The sequence below is a fragment of the Escherichia sp. WS2035 genome, from assembly GCF_046487065.1.
GTDB lineage: Bacteria > Pseudomonadota > Gammaproteobacteria > Enterobacterales > Enterobacteriaceae > Escherichia > Escherichia coli.
In genome coordinates this window covers 104,381-122,597 of record NZ_JBJQKD010000013.1, presented here as the reverse complement: position 1 = coordinate 122,597, position 18,217 = coordinate 104,381, and the positions used below count along the sequence as shown (strand labels likewise).

At 52.1% G+C, this 18,217-nt stretch carries 17 protein-coding genes and 1 pseudogene; 1 reads left to right on the top strand and 17 read right to left on the bottom strand.

Going from position 1 to position 18,217, the window contains the following annotated elements; all coding sequences use genetic code 11:
• Positions 1 to 96 precede the first annotated feature (96 nt).
• Positions 97 to 843, bottom strand: coding sequence for a copper homeostasis protein CutC (gene cutC, locus ACJHX4_RS20000; protein ID WP_001185734.1), 747 nt, complete (start codon positions 841 to 843; stop codon positions 97 to 99).
• 13 nt (positions 844 to 856) lie between these two features.
• Positions 857 to 1,423 (bottom strand): VOC family protein, encoded by a 567-nt coding sequence (locus tag ACJHX4_RS19995; RefSeq protein WP_001490174.1) that lies wholly within the window; start codon positions 1,421 to 1,423, stop codon positions 857 to 859.
• A 215-nt stretch (positions 1,424 to 1,638) separates the two neighbouring features.
• Here ACJHX4_RS19995 and argS point away from each other — a divergent pair, with 215 nt between their 5' ends.
• On the top strand, positions 1,639 to 3,372 hold the full coding sequence (argS, locus tag ACJHX4_RS19990; RefSeq protein WP_001025326.1) for an arginine--tRNA ligase: 1,734 nt from the start codon (positions 1,639 to 1,641) through the stop codon (positions 3,370 to 3,372).
• Between the two features lie 52 nt (positions 3,373 to 3,424).
• Here argS and flhe read toward each other — a convergent pair whose 3' ends face one another.
• The 15 genes and pseudogenes from flhe to flhD form a co-directional block, all read right to left on the bottom strand.
• Positions 3,425 to 3,817: a flagellar protein FlhE gene (gene flhe, locus ACJHX4_RS19985; protein ID WP_001202076.1), complete on the bottom strand. Its 393-nt coding sequence runs from the start codon at positions 3,815 to 3,817 to the stop codon at positions 3,425 to 3,427.
• On the bottom strand, positions 3,817 to 5,895 hold the full coding sequence (gene flhA, locus ACJHX4_RS19980; protein ID WP_000066973.1) for a flagellar biosynthesis protein FlhA: 2,079 nt from the start codon (positions 5,893 to 5,895) through the stop codon (positions 3,817 to 3,819). Before flhA ends, flhe begins: the two co-directional genes overlap by 1 nt.
• Positions 5,888 to 7,036, bottom strand: coding sequence for a flagellar biosynthesis protein FlhB (flhB, locus tag ACJHX4_RS19975; RefSeq protein ID WP_001278946.1), 1,149 nt, complete (start codon positions 7,034 to 7,036; stop codon positions 5,888 to 5,890). The genes flhA and flhB overlap by 8 nt, the downstream gene beginning before the upstream one ends.
• A gap of 188 nt (positions 7,037 to 7,224) precedes the next feature.
• A complete protein-coding gene (gene cheZ / locus ACJHX4_RS19970; protein ID WP_000983600.1) occupies positions 7,225 to 7,869 on the bottom strand; it encodes a protein phosphatase CheZ in 645 nt (214 codons plus the stop codon).
• A 10-nt stretch (positions 7,870 to 7,879) separates the two neighbouring features.
• The gene (cheY, locus tag ACJHX4_RS19965; RefSeq protein WP_000763867.1) at positions 7,880 to 8,269 is read right to left on the bottom strand and encodes a chemotaxis response regulator CheY; all 390 of its coding nucleotides are present in this window, start codon (positions 8,267 to 8,269) and stop codon (positions 7,880 to 7,882) included.
• Between the two features lie 14 nt (positions 8,270 to 8,283).
• Entirely contained in the window at positions 8,284 to 9,333 is a 1,050-nt protein-coding gene (gene cheB, locus ACJHX4_RS19960; protein WP_000036371.1) for a protein-glutamate methylesterase/protein glutamine deamidase, read from the bottom strand.
• Between the two features lie 2 nt (positions 9,334 to 9,335).
• A complete protein-coding gene (gene cheR / locus ACJHX4_RS19955; RefSeq protein WP_000204320.1) occupies positions 9,336 to 10,196 on the bottom strand; it encodes a protein-glutamate O-methyltransferase CheR in 861 nt (286 codons plus the stop codon).
• Between the two features lie 93 nt (positions 10,197 to 10,289).
• Positions 10,290 to 10,441, bottom strand: a pseudogene (locus ACJHX4_RS19950) (Tar ligand binding domain-containing protein); the annotation flags it as partial.
• A 45-nt stretch (positions 10,442 to 10,486) separates the two neighbouring features.
• On the bottom strand, positions 10,487 to 12,148 hold the full coding sequence (tar, locus tag ACJHX4_RS19945; protein ID WP_001296146.1) for a methyl-accepting chemotaxis protein II: 1,662 nt from the start codon (positions 12,146 to 12,148) through the stop codon (positions 10,487 to 10,489).
• A gap of 144 nt (positions 12,149 to 12,292) precedes the next feature.
• Positions 12,293 to 12,796: a chemotaxis protein CheW gene (cheW, locus tag ACJHX4_RS19940; protein WP_000147302.1), complete on the bottom strand. Its 504-nt coding sequence runs from the start codon at positions 12,794 to 12,796 to the stop codon at positions 12,293 to 12,295.
• Positions 12,797 to 12,816: 20 nt separating this feature from the next.
• Positions 12,817 to 14,781: a chemotaxis protein CheA gene (cheA, locus tag ACJHX4_RS19935; RefSeq protein WP_001531763.1), complete on the bottom strand. Its 1,965-nt coding sequence runs from the start codon at positions 14,779 to 14,781 to the stop codon at positions 12,817 to 12,819.
• A gap of 4 nt (positions 14,782 to 14,785) precedes the next feature.
• The gene (motB, locus tag ACJHX4_RS19930) at positions 14,786 to 15,712 is read right to left on the bottom strand and encodes a flagellar motor protein MotB (protein WP_000795641.1); all 927 of its coding nucleotides are present in this window, start codon (positions 15,710 to 15,712) and stop codon (positions 14,786 to 14,788) included.
• On the bottom strand, positions 15,709 to 16,596 hold the full coding sequence (gene motA / locus ACJHX4_RS19925) for a flagellar motor stator protein MotA (protein WP_000906342.1): 888 nt from the start codon (positions 16,594 to 16,596) through the stop codon (positions 15,709 to 15,711). The genes motB and motA overlap by 4 nt, the downstream gene beginning before the upstream one ends.
• A gap of 126 nt (positions 16,597 to 16,722) precedes the next feature.
• Entirely contained in the window at positions 16,723 to 17,301 is a 579-nt protein-coding gene (gene flhC / locus ACJHX4_RS19920; protein ID WP_001291603.1) for a flagellar transcriptional regulator FlhC, read from the bottom strand.
• A gap of 2 nt (positions 17,302 to 17,303) precedes the next feature.
• The gene (gene flhD / locus ACJHX4_RS19915) at positions 17,304 to 17,654 is read right to left on the bottom strand and encodes a flagellar transcriptional regulator FlhD (RefSeq protein WP_001295647.1); all 351 of its coding nucleotides are present in this window, start codon (positions 17,652 to 17,654) and stop codon (positions 17,304 to 17,306) included.
• Between the last annotated feature and the right edge of the window lie 563 nt (positions 17,655 to 18,217).

The window sequence follows — 18,217 nt, the reverse complement described above, 5'->3', positions numbered from 1 at the left end:
TTATACTACTCAGGGATAAAAAAAGGCCCCTGTTGAAATTGCAGGGGCCTGGTACGAGCAAGCATCATATTGGGCGACATGATGCAACGGTAAAAATCATTTGGCCTGATGGCGTTCAATGATTCCTTTCATTTCAGCAACCGCCGCCCCGTCTACGACATAACGCGAATACTCGTCCGCGTGTGCATCTGATGACATGGACAATCCTTGATTACGATAACGCATCGGTGAGGCTTGCCACGCTCCCGCGGAGCTATGGACTTCCAGCACTCCGGCATCGAGGAAGTGGTGCAGGTTTTCCGCACGGACTCCTGCTCCGGCCATAATGATTGGAGCATCACGATGGGCAATAAGTTCCATAATTTTTGATAAACCTTGCAGTGCGTCTGATTTTTGCCCTGATGTCAGTACCCGGGCAATGCCCAATTCCGTAAGATTATTGAGTGTATTTAAAGGGTTAGCGCACATATCGAAGGCGCGATGAAAAGTCACTGCCAGCGGACCGGCAGCAGCCATTATTTTTTCCATTCGTGGCATATCGACATTCCCGTCAACATCGAGAACGCCCGTCACCAGTCCAGGAAAACCTAATTCGCGGACTGTGCGCACATCTTCAAGAATGGCGGCAAACTCACCGTCGCTGTAGCAAAAATCACCACCGCGTGGGCGGATAATCGGATGCACTGGGATCGTCACCCGCTGGCGCACGGATTTCAGTACCCCCAACGACGGCGTTAGGCCCCCCTCTTTTGGAGCTGCGCATAATTCAACTCTGTCAGCGCCGTTTTGCTGCGCCGTTAGCGCGCATTCCATGCTGTAACAGCAAATTTCCAGTAATGCCATTTTTGCTCCTTAGTTACGCCGACTGCTCGCTGGCAACGATCTCTTCAATGGACCACGGATGAAACTTAATGGTTGTTTTACCATCGGTGACCGCCAGCGTCGGATTCGGTAATCGTTCATGCTCACCTTTTGGCGAACTGGTTTTAACTGAGATCCCCGGCAGGCTGAGTCCTTCATCAGAAAGCAATGCCAGCGCACGGGCATTCAGCGTTTCTGGATCACCCGGTAGAACGATTTCAATATGTTCCCAACCTTCGTGCGGGTAACGTTTTTCCCCGGGCCACGGTAGCTCCACAATGGAAAACTGCCAGTGCGCAACCTGTAGCGGTTCATGCAATTTAAACAAACAAATCGGTCTGCCATTGATCATATTTTCTGACAAAAGCTCGCCGCACTGTTCAAACCCGCGACGCCAGCGTTCAGCGGTGACGTTTTGATGGCAACGCAAAGAAATGTGATCGGCAGTCAGCGGAGTGATATCCAACCCCAGACGGCGGGAAAGTTCATCTAATGCGTGGGTAAATCGCGGTAAATCCGATGCAATATCCTGCAGCTCGTCGATAGATTGCCAGTTCGCCATAATCATTCTTCGTCTTTCATTAAAAGCGTTAATTTACCCTGTTGCCCTGCGCCAACCAACCGCTGATTTCACGCCGCTTCTGATGCAATAGTGAAAACGGCAATACGCCACGCGCACGTTGCTGACGAAAACAGCCATTTGCAGTATACTCCCGCCCTAATTTCTTTAACTGGTGCGGGTAATTTTTGCTCGCTTCATCAATGTAAGGTATTCCGGTGAATATTCAGGCTCTTCTCTCAGAAAAAGTCCGTCAGGCCATGATTGCGGCAGGCGCGCCTGCGGATTGCGAACCGCAGGTTCGTCAGTCAGCAAAAGTTCAGTTCGGCGACTATCAGGCTAACGGCATGATGGCAGTTGCTAAAAAACTGGGTATGGCACCGCGACAATTAGCAGAGCAGGTGCTGACTCATCTGGATCTTAACGGTATCGCCAGCAAAGTTGAGATCGCCGGTCCAGGCTTTATCAACATTTTCCTTGATCCGGCATTCCTGGCTGAACATGTTCAGCAGGCGCTGGCGTCCGATCGTCTCGGTGTTGCTACGCCAGAAAAACAGACCATTGTGGTTGACTACTCTGCGCCAAACGTGGCGAAAGAGATGCATGTCGGTCACCTGCGCTCTACCATTATTGGTGACGCAGCAGTTCGTACTCTGGAGTTCCTCGGTCACAAAGTGATTCGCGCAAACCACGTCGGCGACTGGGGCACTCAGTTCGGTATGCTGATTGCATGGCTGGAAAAGCAGCAGCAGGAAAACGCCGGTGAAATGGAGCTGGCTGACCTTGAAGGTTTCTACCGCGATGCGAAAAAGCATTACGACGAGGATGAAGAGTTTGCCGAGCGTGCACGTAACTACGTGGTAAAACTGCAAAGCGGTGACGAATATTTCCGCGAGATGTGGCGCAAACTGGTCGACATCACCATGACGCAGAACCAGATCACCTACGATCGTCTGAACGTGACGTTGACCCGCGATGACGTCATGGGTGAAAGTCTCTACAACCCAATGCTGCCGGGTATCGTGGCGGACCTGAAAGCCAAAGGTCTGGCAGTAGAAAGTGAAGGCGCGACCGTTGTATTCCTTGATGAGTTCAAAAACAAGGAAGGCGAACCGATGGGCGTTATCATTCAGAAGAAAGATGGCGGCTATCTCTACACCACCACTGATATCGCCTGCGCGAAATATCGTTATGAAACACTGCATGCCGATCGCGTGCTGTATTACATCGATTCCCGTCAGCATCAACACCTGATGCAGGCATGGGCGATCGTCCGTAAAGCGGGCTATGTACCGGAATCCGTACCGCTGGAACACCACATGTTCGGCATGATGCTGGGCAAAGATGGTAAACCGTTCAAAACCCGCGCTGGCGGTACGGTGAAACTGGCCGATCTGCTGGATGAAGCCCTGGAGCGTGCACGTCGTCTGGTGGCAGAAAAGAACCCGGATATGCCAGCCGACGAGCTGGAAAAACTGGCTAACGCGGTTGGTATTGGTGCGGTGAAATATGCGGATCTCTCCAAAAACCGCACCACGGACTACATCTTCGACTGGGACAACATGCTGGCGTTTGAGGGTAATACCGCGCCATACATGCAGTATGCTTACACGCGTGTATTGTCCGTGTTCCGTAAAGCAGAAATTAACGAAGAGCAACTGGCTGCAGCTCCGGTAATCATCCGTGAAGATCGTGAAGCGCAACTGGCAGCTCGCCTGCTGCAGTTTGAAGAAACCCTCACTGTGGTTGCCCGTGAAGGCACGCCGCATGTGATGTGTGCTTACCTGTACGATCTGGCCGGTCTGTTCTCTGGCTTCTATGAGCACTGCCCGATCCTCAGCGCAGAAAACGAAGAAGTGCGTAACAGCCGTCTGAAACTGGCACAACTGACGGCGAAGACGCTGAAGCTGGGTCTGGATACGCTGGGTATTGAGACAGTAGAGCGTATGTAATCGCGTTATACGGCAACAGCCGATGTCATTGCAGACATCGGCTTTTTTATCATTAACGATAATTTACAATCACTTCATTCCGTTGAATCTTTAGCGGCGGAGTTAGCCGCCCACCGCCAGGCACTTCCCAGATAAAGCGCAACGGTTCTGCCGCCGGTATACCGGAAAAGGCCATGGTGGTTCCACTCTGCCCCTCCAATTCGACACAACGAGATTGTGAACACAAGCGAACCCGCAGTCCTGCAGGTGTCGGACCGATAAGCTGATAACGCCACGCCACCAGCGTCATCAATCCTGAAGCAGGTTGTCGCGTAGAAAGAGGCGCTGACGACATCGATTCACCGCGATGATTTAGCGTAACGCCCACGCTACTCGCCTGCCACATCCCCTCCCCGGCGGCTTGCACCAGCAGCGGAAACAATAATATTGCTAATAAGGCTCTCATTATTTGCCGCCAATCGTCGCCGTCATACGGATATGTCGGTTATCTGATAGTTCCAGATTCGACAGCACCACTAACTGCGGCAAGCTGCGGCGCAGGAAGCGAGACAATAATGGTCGTAGCGCGTGGTTCACCAACAATACCGGCGGCGCACCCAACATCTCCTGACGGGATAGCGCTTCCTGAGTTTGCGCCAGTAAACGATCCGCCAGCCCTGGCTCCAGTCCACCACCGCCTTGCAACGCCTGTAGCAACAAACGTTCCAGCGGTGTATCGAGGCCAATAACATGGACTTCATCTTTGCCAGGAAACCACTGCTGGGTAATCGCCCGTCCCAACGCTACGCGCACGACAGCGGTTAATTCATGCGGATCGCTTTGGATGGGCGCATGTTCCGCCAGCGTTTCGAGAATGGTGCGCATATCGCGAATCGGCACTTTTTCATCGAGCAGATTTTGCAGCACTTTATGCAGTGTGGTAAGCGTGACGACGCCAGGAACGAGATCTTCCGTCAGCTTTGGCATCTCCTGGGCGACGCGATCCAGCAGCTGTTGTGCCTCCTGACGACCAAACAGCTCTGCGGCATGCTGGCTAATGAGGTGGTTAAGATGCGTTGCCACCACCGTGCTGGCCTCAACCACGGTGTACCCCTGAATCTGCGCCTGTTCTTTAAGCGCACTTTCAATCCAGATAGCATTCAGGCCAAATGCCGGATCAACGGTCGCTTCACCAGGTAATGTTCCGGCGGCAGTGCCTGGATTAATTGCCAGCCAGCGCCCCGGATAAGCATCACCACTCCCCATTTCGACACCTTTCATCAAGATACGATAGCGGGCTGGTTGCAAATCCATGTTATCGCGGATGTGCACCACTGGGGGTAGGAAGCCCATCTCCTGGGCAAATTTCTTGCGGATACTGCGTATACGGCCCAACAACTCACCATCCTGCTGAAAATCAACCATCGGGATCAACCGATACCCCACTTCCATTCCCAGAGAATCTTCCAGTTGTACATCGTTCCACGTTGCTTCGACTACCGAATTATTCTCTGCCATTTTTACCGGTTTTGGTTCGGCAGGCGCTTTTTGTTCACGTCCGCGGATCCACCAGGCCAGCCCCAGCAATCCGGCAGTGAACAGCAAAAATACCAGGTTTGGCATTCCAGGCACCAGGCCGAGTAAACCGAGCACGGCGGCGCTTAATAACATAACGCTTGGGTTACTGAAAAGCTGATTCACCATCTGCTCGCCAACATCCTGATCGGTGCTGACACGCGTAACGATGACCCCCGCGGCGGTAGAAATCACCAACGCCGGAATTTGTGCCACCAGACCGTCGCCAATGGTCAATAGCGTATAACTTTCCGCCGCGTGCCCCATGCTCATGCCATGTTGCAGCACACCGACCAGCAATCCGCCGACAACGTTAATGACCATGATGAGGATCCCGGCGATGGCATCGCCGCGAACAAACTTACTTGCCCCGTCCATCGAGCCGTAAAAATCGGCTTCCTGAGTCACTTCGGAGCGGCGTTTTTTCGCTTCATCTTCACCAATCAATCCGGCGTTAAGGTCGGCGTCAATCGCCATCTGCTTACCCGGCATACCATCGAGAACAAAGCGCGCGCCCACTTCCGCAATACGCCCGGCACCTTTGGTGATAACCATAAAGTTGATGATCACGAGAATGACGAACACCACGATACCGATAGCGAAATTGCCACCGACGAGGAAGTGACCGAACGCTTCGACCACCTTTCCAGCCGCCGCCGCGCCGGTATGCCCTTCCATCAAAATGATACGGGTTGAAGCCACGTTAAGTGCCAGACGCAACAGCGTGGTAAACAACAGAATGGTCGGAAACGCAGCAAACTCGAGCGTGCGCTGGGTAAACATCGCCACCAGCAACACCATAATCGACAAGGCAATATTGAAGGTAAACAGCAGGTCGAGTATGAATGCGGGCAGTGGCAGCACCATCATCGACAAGATCAACAGGATCAAAATCGGTCCGGCAAGGATCTGCCATTGTGTCGATTTCAGGTTTGCGGGCAGGCGCAGCATCGCGGCCAGATTACTCATGGGTCGGTTTCTCGTTAATAAAATCCAGGGCTTCCGGCACCGGAAGATGAGTAGGTTGTACAGGGCGCTGTCCACCAGCCAGACGCCAGCGTTTCAGTTGCCAGACCCAGGCCAGCACTTCCGCCACCGCGGCGTACAGTTGACCCGGGATTTGTTGACCGATCTCCGCATGTCGATACAGCGCACGCGCCAGCGGCGGCGCTTCAAGCGTCGGGACGTTATTTTCAGCGCCAATTTCACGAATGCGCAGCGCGACCAGCCCTGCACCTTTAGCGACCACTTTCGGTGCGCTCATTTTGTTTTCGTCATACTGCAACGCTACCGAATAGTGGGTCGGGTTATTGACAATGACATCCGCTTTCGGCACATCGGCCATCATCCGACGCCGTGCGGCCGCTCGCTGCATCTGACGGATCCGCCCTTTAACATGGGGGTCGCCTTCGCTTTGTTTGAACTCATCACGAATATCCTGCCGTGACATTCGCAGCTTTTTCAGGTGGCTGAAGATTTGGAAAAAGACGTCAAATCCCACCATTGGAATGACACCAAGCACCACCAGCAGCGCGCATAGCCCTACCAGATCCATTGCATTACCCATGGCGGTAATCGGAGACTCGGCCATTAAGCGCATCATCTGCGGCCAGTGATACCAGAGAAAAAACCCCGTCACGCTGCCAACCAGGATGGTTTTCAAAATTGCCTTAAGCAACTCCGCGCCAGTCTGTGCCGAGAACGTCCGTTTAATGCCCGGTAGCGGGTTGAGTTTGGAAAACTTCGGCTGCAAGGATTTTCCGCTAAATACCAGCCCCCCCAGCATAACCGGAGAAATAATCGCCACCAGCACCACGCCGCTAATCAGCGGTAGCAGCGCCAGCATGGCTTCTCTGATCAGCAGAATAATCTGCCCGAGGATCAGATTCGGGTCATTGATAATACTGTGATCAAAATGTAGCCCTGCGGAGAGCATGCCCGACAATCGACGGGCCAGCGACACACCGCCAAACCAGATAACACTAACGCCCACCAGCAAAATCAGCAGTGAAGTCAGTTCACGGGAACGCGGGATTTGCCCCTCTTCCCGCGCTTTTTCTAGTCGGTGAGGTGTGGGGGCCTCTGTTTTGTCGTCGCTCTCGTCAGACACGTCGCCAATCCTGGAAAGAGTATTAAGCGTAAATGATGCCAGAGCGCAAAGCGTTCAATGGTTTGAGTAAGGGGCAAAACAGGCGGGATTTAGGGCTTTTACTGCCACACATCAAGCATAGTATGCGTTTGTCGGATGCGGCGTCATCGCCTGATATGACGTGGTCACGTCACATCAGGCAATACAAATCAAAATCCAAGACTATCCAACAAATCGTCCACCTGACCCTGACTGGCTACCACACCGGCTTTGCTGGTATCGACCTGAGGTCCATTAAGCAAACTCTGGTTTTCACGTTTTGGACGCGACTCCTGTTCCGGGATGTTTTCCAACAACACCATCAGCAACTGACGTTCGATCTCCTGAATGACATCCATCATCCGCTTAATGACCTGCCCGGTGAGATCCTGAAAATCCTGCGCCATCATGATTTCCAGCAGTTGCGCGTTAGTAAAGCTGGTATGCGCGGGGACATCTGCCAGAAATTGCCGTGTATCGATCACCAGTTCACGGGCGTCGGCAAGGTCAATCGGATCGGCAAACCAGTCATCCCAACGTTGGGTTAACGCTTTTGCTGATTTCTCCATTTGATCCTGATGCGGTTGTGACGCCTCAACACTGTTCAGCGCCCGCTCCGCAGCCTGGGCGGTCATCTGCACAACATAGTACAAACGATCGCGCGCATCGGGGATGGCTTCCGCTGCTTCGGCAATGGCCTGATCCAGCCCCAGTTCCCGCAAACTGTCGCGCAGCATACGCGTCAGGCTGCCGATGCGCGCAATGATATCGCCAGCTGAATGCTCGTCAGCAGGTTTGATTGATGGTTGCATCATAGTCGCATCCTCACATGCCCAGTTTCTCAAAGATTTTGTTGAGTTTTTCCTCCAGCGTCGCGGCGGTAAATGGCTTCACCACATAGCCACTGGCCCCCGCTTGCGCCGCAGCAATGATGTTCTCTTTCTTCGCTTCTGCAGTCACCATTAACACTGGCAATGCCGACATCGCGCCATCCGCACGAATCGTTTTCAGCAACTCCAGGCCATCCATATTGGGCATGTTCCAGTCGGAGATAACAAATCCATAACCGCCTGCCTGCAACTTATTGAGAGCGTCGACGCCATCTTCCGCTTCCTCAACATTATTGAATCCCAGCTCTTTCAGCAGGTTACGCACTATGCGTCGCATGGTGGAAAAGTCATCCACAACCAAAAATTTAAGTTCTTTATCCGCCATTTCACACTCCTGATTTAAATACGTATCGCCTGTCCGGCACTAATTTTTGCCAGCATTTGCTGACTTACCTGGCTAAGATCGACCACTTCGCAGACACCACCCATATTGATGGCCTCGCGCGGCATGCCGAACACCACGCAACTTGCTTCGTTTTGCGCAAGGGTCCATGCCCCCGCCTGACGCATCGCCAACATTCCCGCCGCGCCGTCGTTGCCCATACCGGTTAGGATTACCCCAACCGCATTACGCCCCGCCTGTTTGGCCACAGAATGGAACAACACATCTACCGATGGCCGATGGCGATTAACCGCCGGGCCATCGTGAATTTTGATTTGATAATTTGCGCCACTACGCGCCAGCTCCATATGCCGATCGCCCGGCGCGATATAGGCATGTCCCGGCAAGACGCGCTCTCCATCTTCGGCTTCTTTAACCCCGATCTGGCAAAGCTTATTAAGTCTGTCGGCAAAAGAGCGGGTGAAACCGGGCGGCATATGCTGGGTAATTAACAGTGCCGGACTGGAAAGCGGCAACGGTTGCAGTACGTGACGAATTGCCTCAGTTCCCCCCGTTGAAGCACCAATCGCAATCAGTTTTTCAGAACTCAACAACGGCCCCGCCTTCAGCGTTGTCGGTGCCGACAATGGCTTATGTGCTGCAAGGCTCGCCTTTGCTGCCGTACGCACCTTTTCAGCAATCATTTCGCTATACGCCAGCATTCCTTCGCGAATACCCAGTTGCGGTTTGGTGACAAAATCTATCGCCCCCAACTCCAGCGCGCGCAGCGTGACTTCTGACCCTTTGCCGGTCAGGGAAGAAACCATCACAACGGGCATTGGACGCAAACGCATTAATTTTTCGAGGAAATCCAGTCCGTCCATCCGCGGCATTTCAACATCCAGCGTCAATACATCGGGATTGAATTTCTTAATCAAATCACGCGCAACCAGCGGATCAGGGGCGGTCGCCACCATTTCCATGTCGCTATGGCTGTTGATGATTTCTGTCATGATCTGGCGCATCAGTGCCGAATCATCGACAGATAACACCCTGATTTTGCTCATCGTTAATCCTTACTTAGCGCATACACCGTCTGACCACGCAGCGTGAAGCGGCGCTCAAGGTGGCTAAAGTTTTCAGAGTGACCCGCAAACAGCAATCCGTCGGGTTTAAGGAGCGAAACAAAGCGGCGCAAAATCTCCTGCTGGGTAGTTTGATCGAAGTAGATCATGACGTTACGACAGAAGATCGCATCAAACGGCCCCGGCACGGTGTACTGTTTCGCCAGCAAATTCAGCGGGGCAAAATCAACATAGTTCGCCAGCTCCTGACGCACGCGTACCAGCCCTTCATGCGGTCCCGTCCCTCGCATGAAATACCGTTGCAGTTGCTGCGGCGTCAGGTTTTTCAACTCTTCATGGCGATAAATACCGCTTCTGGCTTTTTCCAGCACTTCGGTGTCGATATCGCTGGCAAACACTTTCCAGCGTCCGGGCGCGGTGCCCAATGTATCAGCCAGCGTCATCGCTATGCTGTACGGCTCTTCGCCGGTTGAAGCCGCCGCGCTCCATACGCGATACTCGCCAGAACGGCGACGTGCGTGATCCGCGAGCAGAGGAAAATGGTGTGCCTCACGGAAAAATGCCGTCAGATTCGTGGTCAGCGAATTGATAAACGCCTGCCACTCACCGCTGTGCTGATTAGATTCCAGCAAGTTCAGGTAATGACCGAAATCCGCCAGTCCCAGCGCACGCAAACGACGAACCAGTCGGTTGTAAACCATGTCGCGTTTATGGTCAGCCAGAACGATCCCGGCGCGTTGATAGATCAATTGACTTATCCGCCGAAAATGCGCGTCGGAAAGCGCCAGGCGCTCGGTCATCTGTAACAATAAAGACGTTTGCCCACAGGGCAGAGATGAAGTCATAGCGCCTTCTCAATCACTTCAGGATACCACTGGCGCAATTTGTAACTGCGCCGACTCATGTCGTGCTACTTCATGTTCTTCAAGGGTAAATACCGCCACACGCGACGAAAGATGGTCGGCCTGATTCAGTCGTTGCAAATCGTCGCGAAATGCCCAAAAGACATGCCGTTACTGCCAATCTGCAAGATCCCGCAGAGAATCAAAATTAAAAACAGCGTGGTCGAAATTCGAATACGATTAAACATCAACGCTCCCCATCAGGCGGCAATGACCGCTTTAGTAAATACTCGTCAAAATGTTTCCCAGTTTGGATCTTGTTCAGCAATTCGCAGTCGTGGCTGTGCCGGTGGTTGCTCACTGGCAGGACGGGATGGTGTTTGCGGTTTATTGGTGAGTGGGCTGGCTGCCAGACGGAACGCGGAAACCGCTTGCGTTAAACGACTCGCCTGTTCTTCCAGCGCAGCTGCGGCGGCAGCTGATTCCTGCACCAGCGATGCGTTCTGTTGCGTGACGCGATCCATTTCCGAAACCGCCAATGCGACTTGATCGATGCCACGACTCTGTTCATCCGATGCTGATGCAATCTCGCCCATAATGTCAGTCACGCGAGTGACAGCATTGACGATATTGTTCATTGTTTCCCCTGCGCTTTCGACCAGCACCGAACCGGTATCAACGCGCGAGACGGAGTCTTCAATGAGGGCTTTGATCTCTTTTGCCGCCTGGGCGCTGCGACTGGCAAGATTACGCACTTCGCCCGCCACCACGGCAAAACCACGGCCTTGTTCACCCGCTCGCGCGGCTTCAACAGCGGCATTCAGCGCGAGGATATTAGTCTGGAAGGCAATACCATCGATAACGCTGATAATGTCGGCAATTTTCTTCGAACTATCGGCGATCTCATGCATCGTTTTCACTACGCCATCCACCACTTTGCCGCCGTGCTGGGCGGTGTCGGAGGCACTTTGCGCCAGTTGCGAGGCCTGGCGGGCGTTATCGGCGTTTTGCTTCACTGTCGCGGCGAGCTGCTCCATGCTGGCGGCAGTTTCTTCCAGCGCGGATGCCTGCTGTTCAGTACGGGAGGAAAGATCGGTGTTGCCCGCCGCAATTTCACGGGTACCGGCATAGATGGCATCTGAACCTTCGCGCACATGAGTGACGGTGTCAGTCAAAGAGCGTTGCATATGTGAAACGCTCTGCGCCAGGTCGCCCATTTCACTGCGCCCGTCAATGGTCAGGGTATTCGCCAGGTTACCACCGGCAATTTCGCGAATATGCGCAATAATTTTTGCCAGCGGTGTAAGCAACATACGGCGAATGCCGTACCACGCCGCCAGCAGAATCAATACCACCACCAGCGCGATAACCGCCAGTTGCCACTGGGCAAATCGGTAATCATCTGCGTTGTCAGTGACGATATCGCGATACAGTTTTTCACTGCTGAGGGCGTACTGAGCAAACGCTTCTCCCATTGCATTTTGCATTCCCTGGGTTGGCTGAGCGAAATAAGCTCCAGTATTGCCATAATCAAGATAATCAATCAGTTCAGTTAACGCTGTGTGATAGTTTTTATATTTTTCATCAATATTACGACTGGTAGCGACCATTTCAGGTAACGGTGCCATGCTTTTGAATTTTTTATAATGAGTCGCGGCCTGGGCCAATGTTTTCCTGGCGCTATCGAGCAATTCAACTTTGGCATTACTTTGCTGATTGGATGAATCCATCATCATCCGCACCGCTGAACGACTCAGGTTAATGCGCGTTTGTAGCATTAAATCCCATGTTGACGTCAGCTCGCTCTGCTGTTCCCGTAATTGATTGGAAACCACAAAGCTCTTCTGGCTATGGTGAAGGGAAGAAAAAAACAGACTGCCGGAAATAAGCTGTAACAGTGCGAATACCCCCAGCACCATTACCAACAGCGTGACTACGCGGATACGGTTAATCATAAGGCACCTTCCTGAAAACAAGTTGATCTCGTTATCGGCAAGGAGGGGGGAAACTTTATTGCTGATGCCACCCGCCGCGAAATTGAAATAAAAAACCCGATGCGCAGATCATCGGGTTCATTTCAATTGAGGACATCGGGAGAATTACGCCACTTCTGACGCCGCGCTATCTAACAGCGCCATCTCTTCGCTGTTCAGCAGTTTTTCGATGTTCACCAGAATCAACATGCGGTCGCCCAGTGCGCCCAGTCCTGTGAGATATTCGGTTGAAAGCGTCACGGCAAATTCCGGTGCCGGACGAATTTGCTCCGCCGTCAATGAAAGCACGTCTGAGACGCCGTCAACCACGATGCCGACCACCCGCTGTCCGAGATTCAGGACGATAACTACCGTGTTGTCGTTATAGTCCACATCCACCTGGCTGAACTTAATTCGTAAGTCAACAATCGGCACAATAACGCCGCGCAGATTCGTGACGCCTTTGATAAACGCTGGCGTGTTCGCAATCCGTGTCACCTGATCGTAGCCACGGATCTCCTGCACTTTCAGAATATCAATACCGTACTCTTCATCACCAAGGGTAAATACCAGAAATTCCTGGCCTGACGGCTCGCTGGCCAGCTTTGTTACATTCGTCATACCGGTCATATTGTTACCTTTTTACTCATTCAGGCGGCGGTGTTCGCCATACGTTGTTCGCGGTTTATCGCCTGCAAGGCGGAGACATCAACAATCAGTGCCACGCTGCCGTCGCCAAGAATGGTCGCAGCAGAAATGCCGGGGACTTTGCGATAGTTACTTTCAAGGTTTTTAACCACAACCTGGTGTTGACCAATTAATTGATCCACTAGCAAGGCGTAGCGGCGACCGCCACTTTGTAAGATCACCACAATTCCCTGGGTGGCTTCGGTTTTCGCGCCCGCGACGTTGAACACTTTCCACAGTTCGACGATAGGCAGATATTCACCCCGCACTTCCAGCACCCGCTCGCCGCCAGCCAGTGGATGCAGATCGGCTTCACGGGGTTGCAGTGATTCCATGACAGCATTCAGCGGCAGAATGAAAACTTCATCCGCAACGCGTACGGACATGCCGTCAAGAATTGCCAGCGTCAGCGGCAGTAAAATGCGGATCGTAGTGCCAGTACCCTGCATCGACTGGATCTCGACATGACCGCCCATCTCCTGGATATTACGTTTAACGACGTCCATGCCGACGCCACGCCCGGAGACGTCGGTGACCTGCTCCGCCGTGGAGAAGCCAGGTGCAAATATCAGCATTGCAACTTCGTCGTCGCTCATGTTTTCGCTGACGGTCAGACCTTGCGAGGCCGCTTTTGCCAGAATTCGTTCACGGTTTAGCCCCGCCCCATCGTCGGTCACTTCAATGCAAATGTTGCCGCCCTGATGTTCGGCAGACAGAATTAAATTTCCGACGCTGTTTTTACCTGCAGCGAGCCGTTTTTCTGGCAGTTCAATACCGTGATCGAGGCTATTGCGTACCAGGTGGGTCAGCGGGTCGATAATGCGTTCAATCAGGCTCTTGTCGAGTTCAGTAGAACTGCCCACCAGCGTCAGTTCTACCTGCTTGCCGAGTTTTCCCGCCAGATCACGCACCAGCCGGGGATAGCGACTAAAGACATATTCCATCGGCATCATGCGAATCGACATCACTGATTCCTGCAAATCACGGGCGTTACGTTGTAACTGCCCCATGCTGGTAATCAAATCACCATGATTAACCGGGTCCAGTTCGCTGGAACGCTGGGCAAGCATGGACTGGGTGATGACCAGCTCACCGACGAGGTTAATTAATTGATCAACCTTTTCTACCGCTACACGGATGCTGGTGGATTCACTGCTGCGCGTCGTTTTTTCCCGCTCCACGCGACCGGTTGGCGCTTGTTCGGCTGCCAGTTTAAGCATTGGTGAGGTGGATATTTTTGGCGAGACGTCTACTGTTTCAAAGGTAATCTGATCGGCTTCAATCACAAAACAGAGTACCGCTGTGATGTCATCTTCGGCGATGTCGCCCGGTAATATTGCCGAGAGGGAATCAGCCCCTTTCACCACGTCAGTTAACGTTGTCAGATGCCCCAGCTCTTCTTCCAGCAGGTCGACTTCGCCGGCCTTCAGGCGCGAAAGGATAATTCGTCGCGGTGACTGACTACGACTCTGCTCATCTTGTGGTTCACTTTTGGCAACCACACTTAATCGGGTCACTGCGGATGGCGTTTCGCCTTTCGCTTCTAATGCCAGTTGACGCAAGGCCTGGCAGATATAATCGAAGCTGGCGGCATCCGGCTCTTGCGACTGTTTATAAGCGTCGAGCTGTTCTTGCATGATGTCCTTCGTTTCCAAAAACAGATTGATAATGTCGGTGTTGAGTTGCATCTCACCTCGTCTGGCTTCATCGAGCAGGTTTTCCATCAGATGCGTGGTTTCCTGCAAAACGCTGAAGCCAAAGGTTCCTGCCCCTCCTTTGATCGAGTGGGCAGCCCGAAAGATGGCATTCAATTGTTCGGCATCTGGCGCTTCCGGCTGCAAAACCAGCAGATGCTGCTCCATATCAGCCAACAGTTCGTCCGCTTCATCAAAAAATGTCTGATAAAAATCGCTTATATCCATGCTCACGCTGTCACCTCGGTTCGGCTGATGGCATTGTGGGAACACTGACCTGTGGTGCAACCTCAGGTTTTTCCAGGGCGCTTACTGGCTCATTCTGGCTTTCGGCGTTTTCATGCAAAATGGCCTGTTCGGCTTGTTTGTTCAGTACCAGCAGGCTGATGCGACGGTTGACGGCATCATCAGGTCCGCGATCGCTTAAGCGCATCGTTGCCGCCATGCCGACGACACGTAACACTTTGCCGCCATTCAACCCGCCAACCATCAGTTCGCGGCGGGATGCATTGGCACGATCGGCAGAAAGCTCCCAGTTGCTGTAACCTTTCTCACCGCTGGCGTAGGGAAAATCATCGGTATGACCCGAGAGGCTAATTCGGTTGGGAATACCGTTCAGTACGGGCGCGATGGCGCGCAGAATGTCGCGCATATAGGGTTCGACGTCGGCACTGCCAGTTCTAAACATCGGGCGATTCTGGCTATCGATGATCTGAATACGTAGACCTTCCTGGACCAGATCGATTTTGAGATGTGGACGTAACGCCCGCAGTTTCGGATCGGACTCAATCAACTGGTCGAGATCGCCACGCAATTTCCGCAATCGACTTTGCTCCATGCGTTTTTTCAGCTCTTCGATGTTCGGCCGCTTATTCACTTCCCCCTGGCTTTGGGTGTAATCATCACCACCGCCGGGAATTGGGCTTTCACTATTAGAAATGCGATCGCCGCCCGTAACCGCTGTCGCCAGCGGAGTCCGGAAGTACTCCGCAATCTGAATCAGCTCTTTTGGACTGGAGATAGAGATCAGCCACATCACCAGAAAAAAGGCCATCATTGCGGTCATAAAGTCGGCATAAGCAATCTTCCACGATCCATGTGCTGCCCCGTGGCTTTTGGCTTTACGTCGTTTGACGACAATAATCGGATGCGCTTGATTCTTCATGCTTCCTCGGTTGTCGTCTGTTGTTGCGGATTTTTCACCGCACGCACATGCTCTTCCAGCTCAATAAACGACGGACGTTCGCTGGAATAGAGCGTTTTGCGACCAAACTCAACGGCGATAGGCGGTGCGTAACCGTTCAGATTTGAAAGCAGAGTGACTTTGACGCACTGCATCATTTTGCTGGTTTCGGCGCTTTTCTGACGTAAAACACTCGCTAATGGGGAAATAAATCCGTAAGCCAATAAAATACCGAGGAAAGTCCCCACCATCGCATGAGCGATAAGCGCCCCCAGCTCGGCGGCAGGACGATCGGCTGAACCTAACGCGTGAACTACCCCCATTACAGCCGCAACAATACCAAAAGCCGGAAGTGAGTCCCCGACCAGCGCCAGACTGTTCGCCGGGACTTCTGCCTCGCTTTCGTGCGTCTCAATTTCTTCATCCATCAGGGCTTCGATTTCGAAGGTGTTCATGTGACCGCTGATAATCAGGCGCAGATAATCGACGATAAATTCAAGCATGACGCTATCCGCAAGGATGCGTGGGTAGCTGGCGAAGATCTCGCTCTCACGGGGATTTTCAATATCGCGTTCCAGCGAAAACATCCCCATCTGCCGCGATTTCGCCATCAACCGATAAAGCAGAGCCAGCAGATCCATATACATTGCTTTGGTGTATTTGGAGCGACGAAACAGCAACGGCAGCGCCTTCAGCGTGCCTTTAATCGCTTTGCCATTATTGCCGACGATAAACGACCCAATCCCTGCACCGGCAATAATCACCAGTTCAGCGGGTTGATAGAGTGCTCCAAGGCTTCCACCGGTCATCAAATAACCGCCGAAAACTGTACCGAGAACAACCAGGTAACCTAATAAGATAAGCACGACATCATCCTTCCACTGTTGACCATGACAGGATGTTCAGTCGTCAGGCGTTAACACGCGATAGGGGCAAAAAAAAGCAGCGGTACGTCGTTACCGCTGCTGGAATGTTTCGCCACACCGTATCAGTTAAACAGCCTGTACTCTCTGTTCATCCAGCAGTTGTGGGATAATATCGGCAGGATTCTGGGAAAGTTTACGTCTTTTTACTGCCCGGGATGGCGGCTGACATAAGCTGCAGGCAAAGCTGCCAACAGGCTGGTGAGCATGGGTAATAAAATTGCCGCCGCAGCAGTTGCAGCTGGAAAGTTGCAGTAATCCACTTTCAACAAACCGCACCAATGTCCAGGCACGGGTTAATGCCAGCAGCGGTCCTTCTTCTGCTTGCGGGCACTGTTCAAGGTATAAACGGTAGGCTTTGATCACCGCATCGACGCCATTACACAAGCCAGTTTTCAGTAAAAACTGCCATGCATTACAGAACATCGAAGCATGAACATTTTGTTCCCAGGTCATAAACCAGTCGGTTGAAAATGGCAGCATGCCTTTCGGCGGTGGGCTTCCGCGCAGTTCTTTATAGAGTTTTATCAGACGTCCGCGACTTAACTGTGTTTCGCTTTCCAGCATCTGCAAACGAGCGCCCAGGGTGATCAATTCCATTGCCAGCTGAATATCCCGCGCTTCCTGAACAATGCTTTTTTCACTCATGATCAGGCCCTTTTCTTGCGCAGCGCTTCTTCAGGCTGATTAACATCATTCAGCAAGCGTGTTGAGAGCATGATGCCGGTATGAATTTGCTGGAGATCGTCAACGCGGGAATCTTGCGTCAACTGAGTAATCGTCTGGTGGCTGTCAAAACGGAAGTGACAAACCAGTTGATTGGTTTCTGCCAGCTTAACCATTTGCGGAAGAGTCAGTGCCGCTAACGTTGTCGCCATTTCTTCATTTATGCCGAGACGAAACATAGCGGACGCTTTGTCCTGAACAATCAGACGCTGTGCAAGTAGTAAATATGACAAGTTGATGTCATAAATGTGTTTCAGCAACTCGGAGGTATGCATTATTCCCACCCAGAATAACCAACTTTATTTTTATGCGGTCTCACCGCACCCCGTGATGTCGCCGGGAAGCCCCGGTAAAAAATAATTAGCATTAGAATAGTTGCGATAAGCTGCAATAAGCAGACCCACCTTTTTGGTTTAATAAGTCCTTACAAATAGAAGGGGGTCTTTACACTTATCTAAGATTTTTCCTAAATCGACGCAACTGTACTCGTCACTACACGCACATACAACGGAGGGGGGCTGCGATTTTCAATAATGTGTGATGCAGATCACACAAAACGCTCAATTACTTAACATAAATGTATAAGTCATACTTTTGTTTTGGGTGTATTTCAATCTGTTAAAAAATTTTTCGCTACACTGGCAAGCAAAAATGAAACAGGAATAATCGAAATGGGATGTTGCGTACAGTTAAAATAACTCACCGTAAATAATCATCTGCTATAAATAATCGCTTTAATGCAATACCAGGTAAGCCATTTTTAAACAAACACTTACCGCACAACAAACTAATTAACTACAAAGAAAGGCAACAATCAACCTAATGTTAATAAAATGCT

What these genes read in the sequence shown, in the direction of transcription:
- cutC (WP_001185734.1), bottom strand. Translation starts at nt 843, where the DNA reads ATGGCATTACTGGAAATTTGCTGTTACAGCATGGAATGCGCGCTAACG.
- ACJHX4_RS19995 (WP_001490174.1), bottom strand. Translation starts at nt 1,423, where the DNA reads ATGGCGAACTGGCAATCTATCGACGAGCTGCAGGATATTGCATCGGAT.
- flhe (WP_001202076.1), bottom strand. Translation starts at nt 3,817, where the DNA reads ATGAGAGCCTTATTAGCAATATTATTGTTTCCGCTGCTGGTGCAAGCC.
- flhA (WP_000066973.1), bottom strand. Translation starts at nt 5,895, where the DNA reads ATGAGTAATCTGGCCGCGATGCTGCGCCTGCCCGCAAACCTGAAATCG.
- cheZ (WP_000983600.1), bottom strand. Translation starts at nt 7,869, where the DNA reads ATGATGCAACCATCAATCAAACCTGCTGACGAGCATTCAGCTGGCGAT.
- cheY (WP_000763867.1), bottom strand. Translation starts at nt 8,269, where the DNA reads ATGGCGGATAAAGAACTTAAATTTTTGGTTGTGGATGACTTTTCCACC.
- cheB (WP_000036371.1), bottom strand. Translation starts at nt 9,333, where the DNA reads ATGAGCAAAATCAGGGTGTTATCTGTCGATGATTCGGCACTGATGCGC.
- cheR (WP_000204320.1), bottom strand. Translation starts at nt 10,196, where the DNA reads ATGACTTCATCTCTGCCCTGTGGGCAAACGTCTTTATTGTTACAGATG.
- tar (WP_001296146.1), bottom strand. Translation starts at nt 12,148, where the DNA reads ATGATTAACCGTATCCGCGTAGTCACGCTGTTGGTAATGGTGCTGGGG.
- cheW (WP_000147302.1), bottom strand. Translation starts at nt 12,796, where the DNA reads ATGACCGGTATGACGAATGTAACAAAGCTGGCCAGCGAGCCGTCAGGC.
- motB (WP_000795641.1), bottom strand. Translation starts at nt 15,712, where the DNA reads ATGAAGAATCAAGCGCATCCGATTATTGTCGTCAAACGACGTAAAGCC.
- flhC (WP_001291603.1), bottom strand. Translation starts at nt 17,301, where the DNA reads ATGAGTGAAAAAAGCATTGTTCAGGAAGCGCGGGATATTCAGCTGGCA.
- flhD (WP_001295647.1), bottom strand. Translation starts at nt 17,654, where the DNA reads ATGCATACCTCCGAGTTGCTGAAACACATTTATGACATCAACTTGTCA.